The organism is Streptomyces sp. XH2 (assembly GCF_049725035.1).
GTDB classification, from domain to species: Bacteria; Actinomycetota; Actinomycetes; order Streptomycetales; family Streptomycetaceae; genus Streptomyces; species Streptomyces roseoverticillatus.
Genome location: NZ_JBMMMZ010000007.1, coordinates 107,477 through 127,280, shown reverse-complemented (window position 1 = coordinate 127,280; position 19,804 = coordinate 107,477). Strand labels below are relative to the sequence as shown.

Sequence of the window (19,804 nt, the reverse complement as noted above, 5' to 3'; positions counted from 1 at the left end):
CTAGGACCCCCCACTGACAATCGCCCTGACCTGCGGGTTCGACACGTCCCGGCTCATTGTCAGTGGGGTGGTGCAGGGTGGTTCACGCATCCCGGAACCGCACACCGAGGGGGACTTGTGACCGTGCCCGGAACCGAAGCCCAAGCCCGATCCGAAGCCCTGCGCCCGCACGCGGAGCACGCCTTCGCCGGCGAGCTGAAGGCCCTCGCGGCCGCCGACGACCGGCCCCGCCCCGAGCGCTGGCGGCTCTCGCCGTGGGCCGTCGCCACCTACCTGCTCGGCGGCACCCTGCCCGACGGCACCGTGATCACGCCCAAGTACGTGGGCCCGCGCCGCGTCGTCGAAGTCGCCGTCACCACGCTCGCCACCGACCGCGCCCTGCTCCTGCTCGGCGTGCCCGGCACCGCCAAGACCTGGGTGTCCGAGCACCTGGCCGCCGCCGTCAGCGGCGACTCCACGCTCCTCGTCCAGGGCACGGCCGGCACCCCGGAAGAGGCCATCCGCTACGGCTGGGACTACGCCCGGCTCCTCGCCCACGGCCCCAGCCGCGAGGCGCTCGTGCCCGGCCCCGTCATGCGGGCCATGGCCCAGGGCCTGACCGCCCGCGTCGAGGAGCTCACCCGCATCCCCGCCGACGTCCAGGACACCCTGATCACCATCCTCTCCGAGAAGACCCTGCCCATCCCCGAGCTGGGCGAGGAAGTGCAGGCCGTCCGCGGCTTCAACCTGATCGCCACCGCCAACGACCGCGACCGCGGCGTCAACGACCTCTCCAGCGCCCTGCGCCGCCGCTTCAACACCGTCGTCCTGCCCCTGCCCGCCACGCCCGAGGACGAGGTCGACATCGTCTCCCGGCGCGTCGACCAGATCGGCCGCTCCCTCGACCTGCCGTCCGTGCCCGACGGCACCGACGAGATCCAGCGCGTCGTCACCGTCTTCCGCGAGCTGCGCGACGGCGTCACCACCGACGGCCGCACGAAGCTCAAGTCCCCTTCGGGCACGCTCTCCACGGCCGAGGCGATCTCCGTCGTCACCGGCGGCCTCGCCCTCGCCGCCCACTTCGGCGACGGCGTGCTGCGCGCGGGCGACGTGGCCGCGGGGATCCTCGGCGCGGTCGTCCGCGACCCGGCCGCGGACCGGCTCGTCTGGCAGGAGTACCTGGAGACCGTCGTCCGCGAGCGGGACGGCTGGAAGGACTTCTACCGCGCCTGCCGCGAGGTCTCCGCGTGACCGGCCCCGGCTCCGGCCCCTTCCTGCTGGGCATCCGTCACCACGGCCCCGGCTCCGCGCGGGCCGTACGGGCCGCGCTGGAGCAGTGCCGGCCCGCGGCCGTGCTCATCGAGGGCCCGCCCGAGGCCGACGCGATCGTCCACCTCGCGGACGAAGAGGGCATGCGGCCGCCCGTCGCGCTGCTCGCCCACGCGGCGGACGACCCGGGCCGCGCCGCGTTCTGGCCGTTCGCCGAGTTCTCCCCGGAGTGGGTGGCGATCCGCTGGGCCCTCGCGCACGGGGTGCCCGTACGGTTCATCGACCTGCCGGCGACGCACACGCTCGCGCTGGGCGGAGACGACGGGGAACGCCCCGCCCCGGACCCCGCCTGCACGACACCGGGACCGGACGGCCCGAAGGCCGGCGGCGCGAGCACTCCGGGCGACGCCGCCCCGGACCCGGCCGGGCCGGAAGCGGCGACCGCTCCGCACGCGGTGCCTCGCCGGGCCCACGGCCGCGGCGGGCCGCAGCCGGGCGCGGGCCCGGAGCCCACGGCGGGCTCCGCCGCCCCGCACACCGCCCCCCGTCTCGACCCCCTCGCCGCGCTGGCCGCGGCAGCCGGTTACGACGACCCCGAACGGTGGTGGGAAGACGCCGTCGAGCACCGCCGCGGCGAGGACGGCGGCGATGCCCTCGCCCCCTTCGCCGCGCTCGCCGCCGCCATGGCCGAACTCCGGTCCGCGTTCGGGGACGGCAGCGACGGCGGCAGTGACGCCGCCGTCGGCGGCGACCTGCCCGACGGCGCCCGGGACCTCGTCCGCGAAGCCCACATGCGGCTCAGGATCCGCGACGCCCGGCGGCGGTTCGGCGACGGGATCGCCGTCGTCTGCGGCGCCTGGCACGTCCCCGCCCTCACCGCGAAGCGGACCGTCACCGCCGACCGGCAGGCCCTCAAAGGCCTGCCCAAGGTCAAGGCCGAGCTCAGCTGGGTCCCCTGGACCCACCGGAGGCTCTCCCGCCACAGCGGCTACGGCGCGGGCATCGACGCGCCCGGCTGGTACGGCCACCTCTTCCACGCCCCCGACCGCCCCCTCGAACGCTGGCTCACCAAGGTCGCCCGGCTGCTCCGGGACGAGGACTTCCCCGTCTCCTCCGCCCACGTCATCGAGGCCGTCCGGCTCGCGGGCACCCTCGCCTCCCTGCGCGGCCGCCCCCTCGCCGGGCTCACCGAGACCACCGACGCCGTCAGGGCCGTGATGTGCGACGGCTCCGACGTGCCGCTCGCGCTCGTACGGGACCGGCTCGTCGTCGGCAACGTCCTCGGCGAGGTCCCCGGCACGGCCCCGGCCACGCCCCTGCAGCGCGACCTCGCCCGCCTCCAGCGCAGCCTGCGCCTCAAGCCCGAAGCGGACGCCCGCGACTGGGAGTTCGACCTGCGCAAGGACACCGACGCCGCGCGCAGCCGCCTGCTCCACCGGCTGCGGCTCCTCGGCGTCGACTGGGGCGAGCCCGTCCGCTCCCGCGGGGGGACCGGCACCTTCCGTGAGTCCTGGCGGCTGACCTGGGAGCCCGAGCTGGCGGTCCGGGTCGCCGAGGCCTCCGCCTGGGGCACGACCGTGCTCACCGCGGCCACCGCCCGGGCCGAGGCCGGGGCCGCCGGCACCACGGCCCTCGCCGACGTCACGGCTCTCGCCGAGCACTGCCTGCTCGCCGGCCTGCCCGGCGCACTGCCCACCGTGATGCGCGCCCTGGCCGACCGCGCCGCGCTCGACACGGACGTCGCCCACCTCGCCGAGGCCCTCCCGGCCCTGGTCCGCTCCGTGCGCTACGGCGACGTCCGCCGCACGGACACCGCCGCGCTCGGCGAAGTGGCCGAAGGCCTGGCCGAGCGCGTGTTCGTAGGCCTTCCCGCCGCGTGCGCGGGCCTGGACGCGGACGCCGCGGCCACCATGCGGGGCCTGGTGGACGAGGTCCACCAGGCGGTGGGCCTGCTGGCCGCGGGCTCCCCGGCCGACGCCGCCCCGCCCGCCCTCCGGCACCGCTGGGCCGCCGTGCTCGGGGTGCTCGCCGGGCGGGACGGGCTGCCCGGCGGGATCCGCGGGCGGGCCGCGCGGCTGCTGCTCGACGACGGGCTGCTTCCCGGCGGCCGGGCCGCCCGGCTCATGGGGCTCGCCCTCTCCGCAGGCACTGAGCCGGCCGAGGCCGCCGCCTGGATCGAGGGGTTCCTCGGCAGCGGCGGGCCCGGCGGCATGCTCCTCGTCCACGACGAGCGCCTGCTCTCCCTCGTCGACGAGTGGCTCACGGGGGTACCGGCCGCCGCCTTCCCCGGCGTCCTGCCGCTGCTGCGCCGCACCTTCTCCGCGTTCGACCCGGGAACGCGCCGCGCGGTGGGCCGGCAGATACGCCGGGGCGGCCCGGGAGCGGCGGGAACGCCGCCCGCGACCGGGGCGCGCCTCGACGAGGAGCGGGCGGCGGCGGTGCTGCCGACGATGCGCCTGCTGCTGGGCACGGCACACACAGGGGGAGAACGAGGATGAGCACGGACACCCACACCCACACCGATCCCGCCGCCGAGCGCCTCCGCCGCTGGCGGCTCGTCCTCGGCGCGGACTCCGCCATGGACCCCGCCGCGGGCGCCGGCGGCGGGTTCGCCGCACTGAGCGGCGCCGACTCCGCCATGGACCGCACCCTGGAGGCGCTCTACGGCGGCCAGGGAGACCCGGCCGCCCAGGGCTCCGGCCCGCGCGAGGCCGGCCTCGGCGGCTCCGCGCCCCGCGTCGCCCGCTGGCTGGGGGACATCCGCACGTACTTCCCGGCGTCCGTCGTTCAGGTGATGCAGCGCGACGCCATCGACCGGCTCGGCCTCGCCTCGCTGCTCCTGGAGCCCGAGATGCTGGAGGCCGTCGAGGCCGACGTCCACCTCGTCGGCACGCTGCTCTCGCTCCACAAGGCGATGCCCGAGACGACGAAGGAGACCGCCAGGGCCGTGGTCCGCAAGGTCATCGAGGACCTGGAGAAGCGCCTGGCCACGCGCACCCGCGCCACCCTCACCGGCGCCCTCGACCGCTCGGCCCGCATCGCCCGCCCCCGCCACCGCGACATCGACTGGGACCGCACCGTCCGGGCGAACCTCAAGAACTACCTGCCCGAGTACCGCACGGTCGTCCCCGAGCGCCTCGTCGGCTACGGCCGGGCCGCGCGGTCGGTGAAGAAGGACGTGATCCTCTGCATCGACCAGTCCGGCTCCATGGCCGCCTCCGTCGTCTACGCCTCCGTCTTCGGAGCCGTCCTCGCCTCGATGCGCTCCCTCGACACCCGCCTCGTCGTCTTCGACACCTCCGTCGTGGACCTCACCGACCAACTGTCCGACCCGGTCGACGTGCTCTTCGGCACCCAGCTCGGCGGCGGCACCGACATCAACCGCGCGCTCGCCTACTGCCAGTCCCGCATCACCCGCCCGGCGGAAACCGTGGTGGTCCTCATCAGTGATCTCTACGAGGGCGGGATCCGGGACGGGATGCTCAAACGGGTGGCGGCCATGAAGGCGGCCGGAGTGCGGTTCGTGACGCTGCTCGCGCTCTCCGACGAGGGCGCCCCGGCCTACGACCGCGAGCACGCGGCGGCCTTGGCGGCCCTCGGCGCGCCCGCCTTCGCCTGCACCCCGGACCTCTTCCCGGAGGTGATGGCCGCGGCCCTGGAGAAGCGACCCCTGCCCGTGCCCGGCACGGCCGCCCGCCCGGCGGCCGAGCCCTCCCCGTAGTCCGGATGCGTGGGGAGGTAACCCGGATGCGTACGGATTCCGTCGCGATCTGTGAGCGTAATCACGGCCGTAGTGTGACCTGTGATTTAGGGCCGCCCCTCCGGCGGGGATAACCTGCGAGACGGACATGCCGCGTCAACGGTGAACGTGTGCCGCCCTCGCCCGTGCTACCCCGGGGCGCAACCCCGGACCTCTGCGGAGATCGCGTCGTCACGCCGCCCAGCGGCACGCCCGCGCAGACAACGAACCGCGATATCCATGGAAAAGGGACGGACGCGCGTGGACCTGTTCGAGTACCAGGCGAGGGACCTCTTCGCCAAGCACGGTGTACCGGTGCTGGCCGGTGAAGTCATTGACACGCCTGAGGCGGCCCGCGAGGCGACCGAGCGGCTGGGCGGCAAGTCGGTCGTCAAGGCCCAGGTCAAGGTCGGTGGCCGTGGCAAGGCCGGTGGCGTGAAGCTCGCCGCCACCCCGGACGAGGCCGTCGCCCGCGCGACGGACATCCTCGGCATGGACATCAAGGGCCACACGGTCCACAAGGTCATGATCGCCGAGACCGCTCCGGAGATCATCGAGGAGTACTACGTCTCGTACCTCCTCGACCGGACCAACCGCACCTTCCTCGCCATGGCGTCCGTCGCCGGCGGCATGGACATCGAGGAGGTCGCCGCCACGACCCCCGAGAAGCTCGCGAAGGTCCCGGTCGACGCCAACGAGGGCGTCACCATCGAGAAGGCCCGTGAGATCGTCGCCCAGGCGAAGTTCCCGGCCGAGGTCGCCGAGAAGGTCGCCGAGGTCATGGTGACCCTGTGGAAGACCTTCGTCGCCGAGGACGCGCTCCTCGTCGAGGTCAACCCGCTCGCCAAGGTCGCGAACGGCGACGTCCTCGCCCTCGACGGCAAGGTGTCCCTGGACGCCAACGCCGAGTTCCGCCAGCCGGAGCACGAGGCGCTCGAGGACAAGGCCGCGGCCAACCCCCTCGAGGCGGCCGCCAAGGCCAAGGGCCTGAACTACGTCAAGCTCGACGGCCAGGTCGGCATCATCGGCAACGGCGCGGGTCTCGTCATGAGCACCCTCGACGTCGTCGCGTACGCCGGTGAGAACCACGGCGGCGTCAAGCCCGCCAACTTCCTCGACATCGGTGGCGGCGCCTCGGCCGAGGTCATGGCCAACGGTCTTGAGATCATCCTCGGCGACCCGGACGTCAAGTCCGTCTTCGTCAACGTCTTCGGTGGCATCACCGCGTGCGACGAGGTCGCCAAGGGCATCGTCCAGGCCCTGGAGCTCCTCAAGAGCAAGGGCGAGGACGTCTCCAAGCCGCTGGTCGTGCGCCTCGACGGCAACAACGCGGAGCTGGGTCGCAAGATCCTGTCGGACGCCAACCACCCGCTGGTCCAGCGCGTGGACACCATGGACGGCGCGGCCGACAAGGCCGCCGAGCTGGCTGCGGCTAAGTAAGGGACGAGGACTCCACAACCATGGCTATCTTCCTCACCAAGGACAGCAAGGTCATCGTCCAGGGGATGACCGGTGCCACGGGCATGAAGCACACCAAGCTCATGCTGGCCGACGGCACCAACATCGTCGGTGGCGTGAACCCGCGCAAGGCCGGCACCGAGGTCGACTTCGACGGCACCTCCGTGCCCGTCTTCGGCTCGGTCGCCGAGGCGATGGAGAAGACCGGTGCCGACGTCACCGTCGTCTTCGTCCCGCCGGCGTTCGCCAAGGCCGCCGTCGTCGAGGCGATCGACGCCGAGATCCCGCTGGCCGTCGTGATCACCGAGGGCATCGCCGTCCACGACTCCGCCGCCTTCTGGGCGTACGCGGGCTCGAAGGGCAACAAGACCCGCATCATCGGCCCGAACTGCCCCGGTCTCATCACCCCGGGCCAGTCCAACGCCGGCATCATCCCGGGCGACATCACCAAGCCCGGCCGCATCGGTCTCGTGTCCAAGTCCGGCACGCTGACCTACCAGATGATGTACGAGCTCCGTGACATCGGCTTCTCCTCCGCCGTCGGCATCGGTGGCGACCCGGTCATCGGCACCACGCACATCGACGCGCTCGCCGCGTTCGAGGCCGACCCGGAGACCGAGCTGATCGTGATGATCGGCGAGATCGGCGGCGACGCCGAGGAGCGTGCCGCGGACTTCATCAAGGCCAACGTCACCAAGCCGGTCGTCGGCTACGTGGCGGGCTTCACCGCGCCCGAGGGCAAGACCATGGGCCACGCCGGCGCCATCGTCTCCGGTTCGTCCGGCACCGCCCAGGCGAAGAAGGAGGCCCTCGAGGCCGCCGGTGTGAAGGTCGGCAAGACCCCGTCCGAGACGGCCCGCCTCGCGCGCGCCGCGCTGGGCGCCTGAGCCTGACGGTTCCGCAGTACGGGCCCGCACCCCGAGAGGGGTGCGGGCCCGTGCCCGTTTCAATGCGCTTCCAATAGGTTTATCCGCGTATCAAAAGCGACACGACGGTCATTTACCCGCTACCCGAACGAAAGCCGTGTTCTTGGCAGCATGACCACGTGACCCAAGATGCCGAGCACAGCCCGCCGTTGCCCGCGCCCGGCCGGCCCGCCGCGAGCGCGCCGCCACCGGCGGGCACGGTGTTCGTCGGCGGGGCGATCGCCGCGGGCCTGGGGCTCGGGGCGCTGGCCGTGGTCGTCCTGCTGCTGTGGATCACCTCGCCGTACCCGGACGGCGGTGCGGGCGAGGCCCTGCGCGCCGCCGCCGGCCTGTGGCTGCTCGCGCACGGCGCCGGCCTCGTCCGCACGGACACCCTCACCGGGGCGCCCGCCCCGATCGGCCTCACGCCGATGCTGCTGACCGTCCTGCCCTGCTGGCTGCTCTACCGGGCCGCGCGGCACGCCCTGGAACCGCCGGACGAGCCCGCGGACGACGAGGACGACACTCCGTACCCGGACGTCATGCTGCCGGCCGAGGAGGACCCGGCCGGCGCCGGTGCTCCCGAACCCGTGGCGGCCCCCGGCCCCGCCCCGCGCCGCGCCGCCCTGACCCTCCTCTGCGGCTACCTGCTCGTCGCCGTGTGCGCCGCCCTCTACGCCTCCTCCGGCCCCGTGCGCGTCGAGCCGCTGAGCGCCCTGCTGCACGTGCCGGTCGTGGCGGGCGCGTCCGTCGCCGCCGGGACGTGGGCCGCCCTGGGCCGCCCCTACGGGGCCCCGCCGCCGTTCGTGCGCCGCGCGCTCGCCGTCGTCCCCGCGCGCCTGCGGGGCTGGTTCACCCGGGACCGGGTCGCCGCGGCCGCCGGTGCGGCGACGGCCGGCACCGTCGTCCTGCTCAGCGGCGCCGCCGTCCTCCTCGCGGGCTCCCTCGCCGTCCACGCGGGCGCCGCCCACGAGTCCCTCCTGCAGATCACGGCGGCCTGGTCGGGCCGCGCCGCGGTGCTGCTGCTGTGCCTCGCCCTGCTGCCCAACGCCGTGGTCTGGGCGGCGGCCTACGGGCTCGGCCCGGGTTTCGCCGTCGGCACGGCCGGCGCGGTCGCGCCCCTCGGGATCACGGCCTACCCGCTGCTGCCGTCCTTCCCGCTCTTCGCGATCCTCCCCACGCCCGGCCCCGCCGAGCCGCTGCCGCTCGCGGCCTCGGCCGCGGTGAGCCTCGCGGCCGGAGTGACCGTCGCCTACGCCGCCGTGCCGCGGCGCTCCGCGGACCTCGCGCGGTCCGGGGCCGGCGAGACCGCGGGCATCGCCGCCCTCGGCTCCCTCTTCTGCGCGCTGGTCGTCACCCTGCTGGCCTACGCGGCGGGCGGCTCGCTGGGCGCGTCCGTCCTCGCCACGTTCGGGCCCTCGTCCCGGCTCGTCGGCGCGGCCGCGCTCGCCTGGACGACGGCCGTCAGCGTGCCGGGAGCGCTGGTGCTGCGGTGGCTGCGGCGGCGGGTCGCGCTGGGGGGCATGCCGGTGGAGCGGCCCGCCGAGGCCGCGGCGGCCGCCCCTGCCCGGCCCGTGGGGGCCGTGGCCCCGGCGGGCGCGGCTCCGGCGTCCCCGCGCCCTGCGGCGCCCGTACGGATTCCCGCGGGCGCCCACCGGCGGGTGCGTCCGGAACGGCACGAGCGGCGTGGGCGCGGGCGCTGGTGGACCGGCGCGCGGGCCGCGCGGGCGGTCGGGGCATGGCTGGGCTTCGGATCACCCCGCGCCGTCCCGGGCGCCTGCGCCGACACGCCGACGCTGTCCTTCGCCACCCGGACGCCGGTGGAGGCCCTGCCGGTGCGGCCGGCCCCCGCGCCCTTCGCGGCGGCGCCGGCCGCCGCGTGCGGGCCGGAGGCCGGGCCGGAGCGGCGGGGCTGGTTCGGTCGCCGGGCCCGGCCCAAGGGGGCGCGGCCCGAGGGCGCCCGGGCGGGAACGGTCGTGCCCGCCTGGCACGACTCGCGGGCGCGGCAGGTGCGGTGGGCGGCGCTGCGGGAGTCCGGGGGCGGGCTGGTGCCGGACTTCGAACCGCGGGACGCGAACCCGGACCGGGGCTGAACGCCGGGGGCTCCGCCCTGGGCCGGGACTTGAGCGCCGCACGGACGGGGCCTTGCCGGGCCGGTCGCCCAGGTCAGGGCCTGCTGGCCCACGCAAGGATGTCCGCCGCACAGCGAATCGCCGCAACGGCGAACCGCCACGACGGTGAGGGTCCGGCGGTATGCCCGGTCACTGCCGGTGGTGCGTCCGCTGTCCGGTGGAGCCGTGCCGGGTTGCGGCGTGTCCGGCACCGCCCCGCGCCGTCGTGGCTTCGCGACGGCACCGCCGGTCCGTGCCGTTGTGGCTTCGCGCGGTGGCGGCGGAAGGAAAGTGCCCGCCGCGGTGAGGAAGTGCGACGGTGAGGGTCCGGCGGAACATCCGGTCACCGCCGGTGGGCGTCCGTCGCGCCGGAGGCGGCTAGTCCCGGTTCCCCAGCAGCGGCCTCAGCTGCTTCGGGAGGTGCCGCTCGCACGCCTGCTGCGAGCTCTGCGTCAGGGCGTCGTCCACACACGTGTAGTAGTCGCTGTAGACGATCTGGAAGACGAACGTCGCCGCCACGATGGCCAGGGCCAGCCCGCCCGTCACCAGGCCGCTCACCGCCGCCGTGGTCTGCGGCTTGAACGCGCCGGGCGTCGGGGTCGGCGGGCCCGCCGGGATGTCGGGGTCCGTGCGCCGGGGCCGGGGCTTGGCGCGGAGGGAGCTGACGCCCCAGTAGATCGAGAGGGCGCCGAGCAGCAGGGCGACGTACGGGATGCTGAAGAGGGCGAAGAAGAAGCCCCACATGCCCGCGAGGAGGGCGTAGCGGGCGCGCCGCTGGGCGGGGTCCGTCGGGTCCCAGCGCAGGCCGCCACCGCCCGGGCCGCCGGTTCCGCCAGGACCGCCGCCGAAGCCGCCGTCGTGGCGGCCGGGCTGCCGGCTGCTCCACTGGCTGCCCCACGCCGGGGGCCGCTGCCCCTCCGGGCCCTCGGGGCCTTCCGGTCCGTCGCCGCCCTCGCCGCCCTCGCCGCCCCCGCCGTTCCCCCGGCCCTGCGGCTGCTGCGGCTCGCGCGGCTGCCACGGCCGGTCGGGCGTTCCCTCGGGCGGCGGCGCGAAGGGGTTGTCCCGCTGCTCGTCCGGGGACGGGGAGGGGCGGTGAGCCGCGTCACGGCGTCGGTCCGGCATGTGGAGTGTGTCTTCCCCTTGTGTCGTCTACCGCACTCCGAACGTACGGCGTCGCGCCCGGATTCCGTGCATGTGGCACCACGCTTTCCGGGCACCGCTTCCAGACGCTACCTTCCGCGGCCGCCCCCGTCCCGCGGGGGCCGTTCGGTGTGCCGGTATCGTTGCTGCCGGTCGGCGGGTTCGTAGAGTCCCCCGTATTCCGCGGCACCCTCGTCTCGTACGACCATACAAACCGTACGGCGCTGTCCACCGTACGGCCATGAATACGGCCGTCACACCGCTCCCGCCCGCGAGAAAGGGCCCCACCGTGGCCTCCCCGCCTCCCGCGCCCCCCGCCCGCCTCGTCGTCCTCGTCTCCGGCTCCGGCACCAACCTGCAGGCCCTGCTCGACGCGATCGCCGCCGATCCCGAGGGCTACGGCGCGCGGGTCGTTGCCGTGGGCGCCGACCGGGACGGCATCGCCGGCCTGGAGCGCGCCGAGCGCGCCGGGATCCCCACGTTCGTCCGCCGGGTGAAGGACCACCCCTCGCGCGAGGCCTGGGACCGCGCGCTGACCGAGGCCACGGCGGCGTACGAGCCGGACCTCGTCGTCTCGGCCGGCTTCATGAAGATCTTGGGGAAGGAATTCCTCGCGCACTACGGCGGGCGCATCGTCAACACGCACCCCGCCCTGCTGCCCAGCTTCCCCGGTGCCCACGGCGTGCGCGACGCGCTCGCGTACGGCGTGAAGGTGACCGGGTGCACCGTCCACTTCGTCGACGACGGCGTCGACACCGGCCCGATCATCGCCCAGGGCGTGGTCGAGGTCGTGGAAGAGGACACCGAGGAAGGCGAATCCGCGCTGCACGAGCGCATCAAGGAAGTCGAGCGCGAGCTGCTCGTCGATGTCGTGGGGCGTCTGGCCCGCAACGGCTACCGCATAGAGGGACGAAAGGTAAGGATCCCGTGACCGCCGAAGGTATGAAGCGGCCCATCCGCCGGGCGCTGGTCAGCGTCTACGACAAGACCGGGCTGGAGGAGCTGGCCCGTGGTCTGCACGAGGCCGGTGTCGAGCTCGTCTCCACCGGCTCCACGGCCGCCCGGATCGCCGCGGCCGGCGTCCCCGTCACCAAGGTCGAGGAGCTGACCGGCTTCCCCGAGTGCCTGGACGGCCGCGTGAAGACGCTGCACCCGCGCGTCCACGCCGGCATCCTGGCCGACCAGCGCCTCGACGCGCACCGCGAGCAGCTCGCCGGGCTGGGCGTCGAGCCCTTCGAGCTGGTCGTCGTCAACCTCTACCCGTTCCGGGAGACGGTCGCCTCCGGCGCCTCGCCCGACGAGTGCGTCGAGCAGATCGACATCGGCGGCCCCTCGATGGTCCGCGCCGCCGCCAAGAACCACCCCTCCGTGGCCGTCGTCGTCAGCCCCGGCCGCTACCAGGACGTCCTCAAGGCCGTCGCCGACGGAGGCTTCGACCTCGCGCAGCGCAAGCGCCTGGCCGCCGAGGCGTTCCAGCACACCGCCGCGTACGACGTGGCCGTCGCGAACTGGTTCGCCGCGGGCTACGGCGCCGACGAGGGCCCCTGGCCGGACTTCATCGGCGTCTCCTACGAGCGCAAGCAGGTCCTGCGCTACGGCGAGAACCCCCACCAGCCCGCCGCCCTCTACACCGACGGCACGGGCAAGGGCCTCGCGCACGCCGAGCAGCTGCACGGCAAGGAGATGTCCTACAACAACTACGTGGACACCGAGGCGGCCCGCCGGGCGGCGTACGACCACGCCGACCCGTGCGTCGCGATCATCAAGCACGCCAACCCGTGCGGCATCGCGACCGGTTCGGACGTCGCCGAGGCCCACCGCAAGGCCCACGCCTGCGACTCGCTGTCCGCCTTCGGCGGCGTCATCGCCGTCAACCGGCCCGTGTCGGTCGCCATGGCCGAGCAGGTCGCCGAGATCTTCACCGAGGTCATCGTCGCCCCGGCCTACGAGGACGGCGCCGTCGAGGTGCTGGCCCGCAAGAAGAACATCCGCGTGCTGCGCTGCGCCGACGCGCCCGAGGCGCACGGCGAGTCCCGGCCGGTCGAGGGCGGCGTCCTCGTCCAGGCCAAGGACCGCCTCCAGGCCGAGGGCGACGACCCGGCCAACTGGACGCTCGCCACGGGCGAGGCGCTCTCCGCCGCCGAGCTCGCCGAGCTGGCCTTCGCCTGGCGCGCCTGCCGCGCCGTGAAGTCCAACGCCATCCTGCTCGCCAAGGACGGCGCGACCGTCGGCGTCGGCATGGGCCAGGTCAACCGCGTCGACTCCGCGAAGCTCGCGGTGCAGCGGGCGGGCGAGGAGCGGGCGCGCGGCTCGTACGCCGCCTCCGACGCGTTCTTCCCCTTCCCGGACGGGCTGGAGGTCCTGACGGCCGCCGGCGTCAAGGCCGTGGTGCAGCCGGGCGGTTCGGTCCGCGACGAGCAGGTCGTGGAGGCCGCGAAGGCGGCGGGCGTGACGATGTACTTCACGGGTACGCGGCACTTCTTCCACTGATCCCCGGTTCCGCCGGTGAACGGCCGGAGGCCCGTACCCCTCGGTGACGAGGGGTACGGGCCTCCGGGTCCGCGGGAGCCGCCGCTTTAGAAACGCGGACGGCGGAACCAGTCCTGCGAGGCCTGCTTGGCCGCGAAGACGATCACCAGGATCGACAGGATCAGAGCGATGAGGCCGATGCCGTAGAAGACGATGCACACCAGACCGCTGATGATGCCGAACGCCGCGTAGACGATCGAACCGACGCGGACGCCGTTGCCACCCTTGGCGTAACGCACCGCGAGAATGATGCCGAGGATCGCAAAGATCACGGCCAGCGCGGCGAGGAACGCGAAAACGCCCTTTCCGGCGTCGAAGACCGTGTCGGCGTCCACCGTGTCACCCTGAGCGGTGGTGACCGTGCCGCCTCCGTGGGTCTTCTTCGCGTCACCGATCGCCGCGACCGCGGCGGCGCACAGGCCCGCCACGATCACGTGCACCGCGGCGATCGCGTACAGCATGATGCGGGCCGCCTTGGTGATGCCCGGCATGACCTGCGGGCCCTGCGGCACACCGGCGTAACCCCCCTGCGCCTGCGGGTAGGCGGCGTACGGCTGGCCGGGCTGGGCGCCCTGGGGCTGCTGCGGATAGCCGTAACCGGGCGCCTGCTGGGGCGCGCCGTACGGGTTGTTCTGATCGCCGAAGCTCATGGCTGGCTATTTCCTCCGTTGCTGTCGTGCGGGGACGGCGCGGGCATTCGGAGGAGAGTTGTGTCGGCGGCTCGCCCCCGGTTTTTCGCCCGCGGCACGCGGATCATCGTTATCGGGGCTGTGACTTTTGTCCAGCCGATACCCCTATCGGCGGGGCTGCAGGGGCTCCCGGGAATAACCGGTGCGAATTCGTCACCAACTGCGGACCGCCCTGATTGGAACCATGGCCACCCCATCCGGGAGGATGGGGTCATGACCGCCCAGATTCTCGATGGCAAGGCCACGGCAGCAGCGATCAAGTCCGAACTCACGGCGCGCGTGGAGGCGCTGAAGGCCCGCGGCGTCCAGCCCGGTCTCGGCACCCTCCTCGTCGGCGACGACCCCGGCAGCAAGTGGTACGTGGCGGGCAAGCACCGCGACTGTGCCGAGGTCGGCATCGCGTCGATCCAGCGCGAACTGCCGGACACGGCCACGCAGGAGGAGATCGAGGCGGTCGTCCGCGAGCTCAACGACAACCCCGAGTGCACCGGTTACATCGTCCAACTCCCCCTCCCCAAGGGCATCGACACCAACCGCGTCCTGGAGCTGATGGACCCGGCCAAGGACGCCGACGGCCTGCACCCGATGAGCCTGGGCCGCCTGGTGCTGGGCGAGCCCGGCCCGCTGCCCTGCACCCCCAACGGCATCATCGAGCTCCTGCGTCGCCACGACGTGGAGCTCAACGGCGCCCACGTGGTCGTCGTCGGCCGCGGCATCACCGTCGGCCGCTCGATCGGCCTGCTGATGACCCGCCGGACCGAGAACGCCACGGTCACCCTCTGCCACACCGGTACCCGTGACCTCTCCGAGCAGCTGCGCCGGGCCGACATCATCGTCGCCGCGGCGGGCGTGGGCCACCTGATCAAGCCGGAGGACGTCAAGCCCGGCGCGGCCGTGCTGGATGTCGGCGTCAGCCGCGACGGCGAGGGCAAGATCATGGGCGATGTGGACCCGGCGGTCGCCAAGGTCGCCGGCTGGGTCTCCCCGAACCCGGGCGGCGTCGGCCCGATGACCCGGGCCCTGCTGCTCGTGAACGTGGTGGAGGCCGCGGAGCGCGCCGCCGGAAGCGGCAATGCGGGCTGAGTCGGCCGGGGCGGCCGGGCCGGACGGGCCGGCCGGATCCCACGGGCGGGCCGGATCCCACGGGCGGGCCGGGGCGAACGGAGCCGCCGGCTCCGGCGAGCCCCGGCGAGAGCCCGGCGCCGGCAAGGGCCGCCGCTTCCAGCTCACGCGGGACACCGCCCGCCCCGAGGGCGGCGGGCGCGCCGCTCCCGGGGACGCCCCGGCGCCGGCGCGCCAGTGGCCGCTGCTCGCGGTCATGGGCGCGACCGGGCTCGGCCTGCTGGTCGTCGCCGCGGGCGCGTTCCGGGTCGGGACGCTGCTGATCGGGCTGGCGATGATCGGCGGCGCGGTGCTGCGCTGGGCCCTGCCGTCCGTGGGCATGCTGGCCGTGCGCTCCCGCTTCACGGACATGATCACGTACGGCGGGCTGGGGGCGGCGATCCTGCTGCTGTCCCTGATGGCGCAGCCGCACCCGTGGCTGAAGGTGCCGTTCCTGGAGGACATCCTCCACTTCACGGTTTAGTTTGTTTGCCCGGCTTTGCCGGATTTCGAGTAGCTTGATGACGAGGTGATCCCTTTCCTGCCCTCGCGGGCGGGGGAGGGCCGGTGCTGCCCGCGAGAGGGACGGTCCCCGTCATGGCCAAGATCAAGGTAGTCGGCCCGGTCGTCGAGCTCGACGGCGACGAGATGACCCGGATCATCTGGCGGTCCATCAAGGACCGGCTGATCCTGCCCCACCTCGACATCGACCTGAAGTACTTCGACCTGGGCATCGAGCACCGCGACGCCACCGGTGACCAGGTGACCGTCGACGCCGCGCACGCCATCCTGGAACACGGCGTCGGCGTGAAGTGCGCGACGATCACACCGGACGAGGCGCGGGTCGAGGAGTTCGGCCTCAAGGCGATGTACCCCTCGCCCAACGGCACCATCCGCAACATCCTCGGCGGCGTGATCTTCCGCGAGCCGATCATCATGGGGAACGTGCCCCGGCTCGTCCCCGGCTGGACGAAGCCCATCGTCGTCGGCCGTCACGCCTTCGGCGACCAGTACCGCGCGACCGACCTGAAGGTCCCCGGCGCGGGCACGCTCACCATGACCTTCACCCCGGCGGACGGCTCGGAACCCGTCGAGCTGGAGGTCTTCGCCTTCCCGGGCCCCGGGGTCGCGCTGTCGATGTACAACCTGGACGCCTCGATCCGCGACTTCGCGCGCGCCTCGTTCCGCTACGGCCTGGACCGCGGCTACCCGGTCTACCTGTCCACCAAGAACACGATCCTGAAGAAGTACGACGGCCGGTTCAAGGACCTCTTCCAGGAGGTCTTCGACACCGAGTTCAGACCGGAGTTCGACCGCGCCGGACTGACGTACGAGCACCGGCTCATCGACGACATGGTCGCGTCCGCGCTGAAGTGGCCCGGCGGCTACGTGTGGGCCTGCAAGAACTACGACGGCGACGTCCAGTCCGACACCGTCGCCCAGGGCTTCGGCTCGCTCGGCCTGATGACCTCGGTCCTCATGACGCCCGACGGCCGCACGCTGGAGGCCGAGGCCGCGCACGGCACCGTCACCCGCCACTACCGCCGCCACCAGCAGGGCAAGGAGACCTCCACCAACCCGATCGCCTCGGTCTTCGCCTGGACCCGGGCCCTGGCCCACCGCGGCAGGCTGGACGGCACGCCCGAGGTCACCGCCTTCGCGGAGGCGCTGGAGCGGGTGTGCGTCGAGACCGTCGAGGACGGGCGGATGACCAAGGACCTGGCGCTGCTCGTCGGCGCGGACACCCCCTGGCTGACGACCGGGGAATTCCTTGAAGCCCTCGACGCCAACCTGCGGCGGAAGCTGGTGCCCGCGGCCGTCGTGTGAGCGGCCGCGGTGACCGGTCCTCCACCCCCGTGGGAGGACCGGTCACCGCCCGGATAAGAGGATCTTGAACCGGTGCGCCGGTTTCAAGATCTTCAAGCCCGCTGTGGCCGGGAGGTGACGGATCCGCGACGAGTTCGCCGTCGCGTATCAGTTGTGCAGCAGATGTGACAAGAGCGCATGCCGGGGCCTCCGATTAACCCAAATGCCACGATGCGCCCCGCCGGTGGGAACTGCCATGCTGGATTGCGGCATCCCCTTGGGTAGCCAGCACCGGGGCTGCGGATGGGGCGCCGCGGCACGCACATCAGTACGTCAGCAGATCAGTACGTCACGGCAGGGGTCACGGAACGGGAAGAGACCCGTACGTATCGGGGGACAGGGGAGTGCAATGCCTCGCTGGAGGGCGCTACCGGAGGAACTCGACCCGGAAGTGCGCGAATTCACCGAACAGCTGCGCAGACTCGTGGAGCGCAGCGGGCTGAGCATCGGCGCCGTCGCGGACCGCACGGGATACAGCAAGACGTCGTGGGAGCGCTATCTCGGCGGGCGGCTGCTGCCGCCGCTGGGGGCCGCCGAGGCGCTCGCCGAAGCGACCGGGACCGACGTGGTCCACCTGAGCACGATGTGGGAGCTCGCCGAGCGGGCGTGGAGCCGCAGCGAACTGCGGCACGACTCCACGCTGGAGTCGTCGCAGATCGCCCGGGCGCGGGCCGCGCTGGGCGAGTTCGGCCCGCCGCAGGACGCGACGGTGACGCAGGGGGCGGCGCAGGGCGCCGTACAGGCCTCCCGGGCCGACGGGCAGCCGGGGGCGGTCATCTCGGAGCCGCTCTGCCACGAGGCGGCGCGGCGGGCGACGGCGGAGGAGAGCGCTTCGGGGGCCGCGGGGCCCGGCGGCTTCCCGGCCGCCTCCGCCTCCGCCGCCCCTTCCGCCCCTGCCGACCCGTCCGGTCCCTCCGGCCCTTCCGGCGCGGACCCGCGGCCGCAGGCCGTCCCGCGGTCGCCGCAGCCGCCGGACTACCGCGCGAACGCCATCCCGGCCGACGGCCCCGCGCCGCGCCGCCGGGCGGCCCTCTTCGTCACCGGCGTCGTGGGGGCCCTGCTCGTCGTCGCGGCGGCCGTCCTGCTGCTGGGCGTGGGCGGCGGCACGGACAACGGCTCCGGCCCCGTGGCACCGCCCGTCTCGCCCTCCGCGGTCCTGCCCGCCGGGGTGAAGTGCACGGGCGCGGAGTGCGGCGGCAAGGACCCCGAGGCCATGGGGTGCGGCGGCGGCCGGGCGACGACCGCCGGCTCCGCGACCGTCGGCACGTCGTACGTCGAGGTCCGCTACAGCCAGGTGTGCGGCGCGGCCTGGGCGCGCATAACGCAGGCCGTTCCGGGCGACGCCGTCCGGATAGACGCGGCCGCGGACGGCGGCACGCCCGCCCGTTCGGAGTCCGGCAAGGTCGTGCGCGACGCCGACGGCTACACGCCGATGGTGGCGGTGTCGGGACCGGGCAAGGCGAAGGCCTGCGCGACGCTGACGACGGGGGCGAAGGGGTGCACGGTCCCTCGCGGCGCGCCGTCGGGGGGTCCGCCCTCGGTGGGCTAGGGCCTGGTCCGCCTCCCCGGCGGATGCCCGCCGGGACTGCGGGACGGTTCGGCACTGCCGGGCCGGCCGCGCTGTGGTTCTCCGCCGTCGCGGCGGAGAAGAAGGCCCGCCGCCATGGCGCTGCACCCCGACGGCGAGGGTCCGGCGGAATGCCGGGACCGGCCCGGAGGGCGCGCCGGTGATACGCCGGACAGGGGCCGGGGACGGCACGGTGAGGCGTCCCACACCGGGCCGGGGGTTCGGAGCGTGCCGGGTCGGATAGCCTGACGCCGGATCTCTTGATACCGAGAGAGATCCGAACATCATGGGCAGGGACACCCACCCCAGTTCGCAGCAGGAGATCGCCATGACCCGCACTCCCGTCAATGTCACCGTCACCGGTGCAGCCGGCCAGATCGGCTACGCGCTGCTCTTCCGCATCGCCTCCGGTCAGCTCCTCGGCGCGGACGTGCCGGTCAAGCTGCGCCTGCTGGAGATCCCGCAGGGCCTGAAGGCCGCCGAGGGCACCGCCATGGAGCTCGACGACTGCGCCTTCCCGCTGCTGCGCGGCATCGACATCACCGACGACCCGAACGTCGGCTTCGCGGGTGCGAACGTCGCGCTGCTGGTCGGCGCCCGCCCGCGCACCAAGGGTATGGAGCGCGGTGACCTGCTGGAGGCCAACGGCGGCATCTTCAAGCCGCAGGGCAAGGCCATCAACGACCACGCCGCGGACGACATCAAGGTCCTCGTCGTCGGCAACCCGGCCAACACCAACGCCCTCATCGCCCAGGCCGCCGCGCCGGACGTCCCGGCCGAGCGCTTCACCGCGATGACGCGCCTGGACCACAACCGCGCGATCTCGCAGCTGGCGAAGAAGACGGGCGCCTCCGTCTCCGACATCAAGCGCCTGACGATCTGGGGCAACCACTCCGCGACCCAGTACCCGGACATCTTCCACGCGGAGGTGGCCGGCAAGAACGCCGCGGAGATCGTGAACGACGAGGCGTGGCTGGCCGACGACTTCATCCCGACCGTCGCCAAGCGCGGCGCGGCCATCATCGAGGCCCGCGGCGCGTCCTCGGCCGCCTCCGCCGCCAACGCCGCGATCGACCACGTCCACACCTGGGTCAACGGCACCGCCGAGGGCAACTGGACCTCCATGGGCATCCCGTCGGACGGCTCCTACGGCGTCCCGGAGGGCCTGATCTCCTCCTTCCCGGTCACCTGCAAGGACGGCAAGTACGAGATCGTCCAGGGCCTGGAGATCAACGACTTCTCCCGCGGTCGCATCGACGCCTCGGTCCAGGAGCTGGTAGAGGAGCGCGACGCGGTCCGCGCCCTCGGCCTCATCTGATCCGCAACGCCTTCGACGGGGGTGCCCCGGCAGCGACAGCTGCCGGGGCACCCCCGTTTTTGCGCACAGGCGTGCCGCGGTACACCCGGACGGGGTCGATTTCCGGCCCGGTATTCGGGTGCAAGGAGGGGTT

The 19,804-nt window shown here is 73.7% G+C and carries 15 protein-coding genes; 13 read left to right on the top strand and 2 right to left on the bottom strand.

Annotated features, from left to right (window positions below; translation table 11 throughout):
- Positions 1 to 117 precede the first annotated feature (117 nt).
- From ACOTKD_RS15785 to ACOTKD_RS15760, 6 genes are all read left to right on the top strand, one after another.
- On the top strand, positions 118 to 1,230 hold the full coding sequence (locus ACOTKD_RS15785; RefSeq protein ID WP_424889571.1) for an ATP-binding protein: 1,113 nt from the start codon (positions 118 to 120) through the stop codon (positions 1,228 to 1,230).
- Positions 1,227 to 3,746 carry a DUF5682 family protein gene (locus ACOTKD_RS15780; protein ID WP_424889570.1) on the top strand — a complete coding sequence of 840 codons (2,520 nt, stop codon included), beginning with the start codon at positions 1,227 to 1,229 and terminating at the stop codon, positions 3,744 to 3,746. The genes ACOTKD_RS15785 and ACOTKD_RS15780 overlap by 4 nt, the downstream gene beginning before the upstream one ends.
- Positions 3,743 to 4,969 (top strand): VWA domain-containing protein, encoded by a 1,227-nt coding sequence (locus ACOTKD_RS15775; protein ID WP_424889569.1) that lies wholly within the window; start codon positions 3,743 to 3,745, stop codon positions 4,967 to 4,969. Before ACOTKD_RS15780 ends, ACOTKD_RS15775 begins: the two co-directional genes overlap by 4 nt.
- 279 nt (positions 4,970 to 5,248) lie before the next feature.
- The gene (sucC, locus tag ACOTKD_RS15770) at positions 5,249 to 6,427 is read left to right on the top strand and encodes an ADP-forming succinate--CoA ligase subunit beta (protein WP_424889568.1); all 1,179 of its coding nucleotides are present in this window, start codon (positions 5,249 to 5,251) and stop codon (positions 6,425 to 6,427) included.
- 20 nt (positions 6,428 to 6,447) lie between these two features.
- Positions 6,448 to 7,332 carry a succinate--CoA ligase subunit alpha gene (sucD, locus tag ACOTKD_RS15765; RefSeq protein WP_106682084.1) on the top strand — a complete coding sequence of 295 codons (885 nt, stop codon included), beginning with the start codon at positions 6,448 to 6,450 and terminating at the stop codon, positions 7,330 to 7,332.
- A 158-nt stretch (positions 7,333 to 7,490) separates the two neighbouring features.
- Complete coding sequence (locus ACOTKD_RS15760) at positions 7,491 to 9,443, top strand: DUF6350 family protein (RefSeq protein WP_424889567.1); 1,953 nt, start codon at positions 7,491 to 7,493, stop codon at positions 9,441 to 9,443.
- 396 nt (positions 9,444 to 9,839) lie between these two features.
- Here the strand turns inward: ACOTKD_RS15760 and ACOTKD_RS15755 are convergent, their stop codons facing one another.
- Entirely contained in the window at positions 9,840 to 10,583 is a 744-nt protein-coding gene (locus ACOTKD_RS15755) for a hypothetical protein (RefSeq protein WP_424889566.1), read from the bottom strand.
- Between the two features lie 307 nt (positions 10,584 to 10,890).
- On the opposite strand from ACOTKD_RS15755, the gene purN reads away from it, so the two are divergent.
- Together purN and purH are read left to right on the top strand one after the other, a co-directional pair.
- A complete protein-coding gene (gene purN / locus ACOTKD_RS15750; RefSeq protein WP_424889837.1) occupies positions 10,891 to 11,532 on the top strand; it encodes a phosphoribosylglycinamide formyltransferase in 642 nt (213 codons plus the stop codon).
- Between the two features lie 11 nt (positions 11,533 to 11,543).
- Positions 11,544 to 13,091 carry a bifunctional phosphoribosylaminoimidazolecarboxamide formyltransferase/IMP cyclohydrolase gene (gene purH, locus ACOTKD_RS15745; RefSeq protein ID WP_424889836.1) on the top strand — a complete coding sequence of 516 codons (1,548 nt, stop codon included), beginning with the start codon at positions 11,544 to 11,546 and terminating at the stop codon, positions 13,089 to 13,091.
- A gap of 86 nt (positions 13,092 to 13,177) precedes the next feature.
- On the opposite strand, the gene ACOTKD_RS15740 is transcribed toward purH, so the two are convergent.
- The gene (locus ACOTKD_RS15740) at positions 13,178 to 13,780 is read right to left on the bottom strand and encodes a hypothetical protein (RefSeq protein ID WP_424889565.1); all 603 of its coding nucleotides are present in this window, start codon (positions 13,778 to 13,780) and stop codon (positions 13,178 to 13,180) included.
- A gap of 252 nt (positions 13,781 to 14,032) precedes the next feature.
- Between ACOTKD_RS15740 and ACOTKD_RS15735 the strand changes: the two genes are divergently transcribed.
- From ACOTKD_RS15735 to ACOTKD_RS15715, 5 genes are all read left to right on the top strand, one after another.
- Complete coding sequence (locus tag ACOTKD_RS15735) at positions 14,033 to 14,902, top strand: bifunctional methylenetetrahydrofolate dehydrogenase/methenyltetrahydrofolate cyclohydrolase (RefSeq protein WP_424889564.1); 870 nt, start codon at positions 14,033 to 14,035, stop codon at positions 14,900 to 14,902.
- Positions 14,892 to 15,404: a DUF3017 domain-containing protein gene (locus ACOTKD_RS15730; RefSeq protein WP_424889563.1), complete on the top strand. Its 513-nt coding sequence runs from the start codon at positions 14,892 to 14,894 to the stop codon at positions 15,402 to 15,404. The genes ACOTKD_RS15735 and ACOTKD_RS15730 overlap by 11 nt, the downstream gene beginning before the upstream one ends.
- 113 nt (positions 15,405 to 15,517) lie before the next feature.
- Positions 15,518 to 16,747, top strand: coding sequence for an NADP-dependent isocitrate dehydrogenase (locus ACOTKD_RS15725; RefSeq protein WP_424889562.1), 1,230 nt, complete (start codon positions 15,518 to 15,520; stop codon positions 16,745 to 16,747).
- A 388-nt stretch (positions 16,748 to 17,135) separates the two neighbouring features.
- Entirely contained in the window at positions 17,136 to 18,335 is a 1,200-nt protein-coding gene (locus ACOTKD_RS15720) for a DUF2690 domain-containing protein (RefSeq protein ID WP_424889561.1), read from the top strand.
- Positions 18,336 to 18,681: 346 nt separating this feature from the next.
- A complete protein-coding gene (locus ACOTKD_RS15715) occupies positions 18,682 to 19,671 on the top strand; it encodes a malate dehydrogenase (RefSeq protein WP_424889560.1) in 990 nt (329 codons plus the stop codon).
- The last annotated feature ends 133 nt before the right edge of the window (positions 19,672 to 19,804 follow it).

Excerpts from the sequence above, each read along its gene's own strand:
- ACOTKD_RS15715 (WP_424889560.1), top strand. The coding sequence starts at position 18,682 with ATGACCCGCACTCCCGTCAATGTCACCGTCACCGGTGCAGCCGGCCAG.
- purH (WP_424889836.1), top strand. The coding sequence starts at position 11,544 with ATGAAGCGGCCCATCCGCCGGGCGCTGGTCAGCGTCTACGACAAGACC.
- ACOTKD_RS15735 (WP_424889564.1), top strand. The coding sequence starts at position 14,033 with ATGACCGCCCAGATTCTCGATGGCAAGGCCACGGCAGCAGCGATCAAG.
- ACOTKD_RS15755 (WP_424889566.1), bottom strand. The coding sequence starts at position 10,583 with ATGCCGGACCGACGCCGTGACGCGGCTCACCGCCCCTCCCCGTCCCCG.
- ACOTKD_RS15730 (WP_424889563.1), top strand. The coding sequence starts at position 14,892 with ATGCGGGCTGAGTCGGCCGGGGCGGCCGGGCCGGACGGGCCGGCCGGA.
- ACOTKD_RS15720 (WP_424889561.1), top strand. The coding sequence starts at position 17,136 with ATGCCTCGCTGGAGGGCGCTACCGGAGGAACTCGACCCGGAAGTGCGC.
- ACOTKD_RS15740 (WP_424889565.1), bottom strand. The coding sequence starts at position 13,780 with ATGAGCTTCGGCGATCAGAACAACCCGTACGGCGCGCCCCAGCAGGCG.
- ACOTKD_RS15725 (WP_424889562.1), top strand. The coding sequence starts at position 15,518 with ATGGCCAAGATCAAGGTAGTCGGCCCGGTCGTCGAGCTCGACGGCGAC.
- ACOTKD_RS15775 (WP_424889569.1), top strand. The coding sequence starts at position 3,743 with ATGAGCACGGACACCCACACCCACACCGATCCCGCCGCCGAGCGCCTC.
- sucD (WP_106682084.1), top strand. The coding sequence starts at position 6,448 with ATGGCTATCTTCCTCACCAAGGACAGCAAGGTCATCGTCCAGGGGATG.